Here is a 999-nt window from a genome sequence, read left to right on the forward strand (position 1 = left end):
CCGCACCATCTTTGATCACTGTTGTTGTTGTCGTGCCATCTGGATTCGTGATCGTTACTGTGTGTGTACCGTCTCCATTGTCGACTACTGTCGCCGTTGGTGATACGCCATCTTTACCGTCTACTCCATCAACACCGTCTTTGATGACTGTTGTCGTTGTTGTGCCGTCTGGATTTGTGATCGTCACTGTGTGCGTGCCGTCGCCGTTGTCGACTACTGTCGCCGTTGGTGATTCGCCGTCCGCACCATCTTTGATCACTGTTGTTGTTGTCGTGCCATCTGGATTCGTGATCGTCACTGTATGCGTGCCGTCGCCGTTGTCGACTACTGTCGCCGTTGGTGATACACCATCTTTACCGTCTACTCCGTCAACACCATCTTTGATGACTGTCGTCGTTGTTGTGCCGTCTGGATTTGTGATCGTCACTGTGTGCGTGCCGTCGCCGTTGTCGACTACTGTCGCCGTTGGTGATTCGCCGTCCGCACCATCTTTGATCACTGTTGTTGTTGTCGTGCCATCTGGATTCGTGATCGTTACTGTGTGTGTACCGTCTCCATTGTCGACTACTGTCGCCGTTGGTGATACACCATCTTTACCGTCTACTCCGTCAACACCATCTTTGATGACTGTTGTCGTTGTTGTCCCGTCTGGATTTGTGATCGTCACTGTGTGCGTGCCGTCGCCGTTGTCGACTACTGTCGCCGTTGGTGATTCGCCGTCCGCACCATCTTTGATCACTGTTGTTGTTGTCGTGCCATCTGGATTCGTGATCGTCACTGTATGCGTGCCGTCGCCGTTGTCGACTACTGTCGCCGTTGGTGATACGCCATCTTTACCGTCTACTCCGTCAACACCATCTTTGATGACTGTTGTCGTTGTTGTGCCGTCTGGATTTGTAATCGTCACTGTGTGCGTGCCGTCGCCGTTGTCGACTACTGTCGCCGTTGGTGATTCGCCGTCCGCACCATCTTTGATCACTGTTGTTGTTGTCGTGCCAT

Annotated in this window: 1 protein-coding gene; it reads right to left on the minus strand. The window is 52.6% G+C overall.

Annotated features, from left to right (window positions below):
• On the minus strand, positions 1–999 hold a 999-nt coding region (locus ERX37_RS11140), incomplete at both ends, for a collagen-flanked surface repeat-containing protein (protein WP_481817027.1).

It is taken from the genome of Macrococcus hajekii (assembly GCF_004359505.1).
Lineage (GTDB): Bacteria > Bacillota > Bacilli > Staphylococcales > Staphylococcaceae > Macrococcus > Macrococcus hajekii.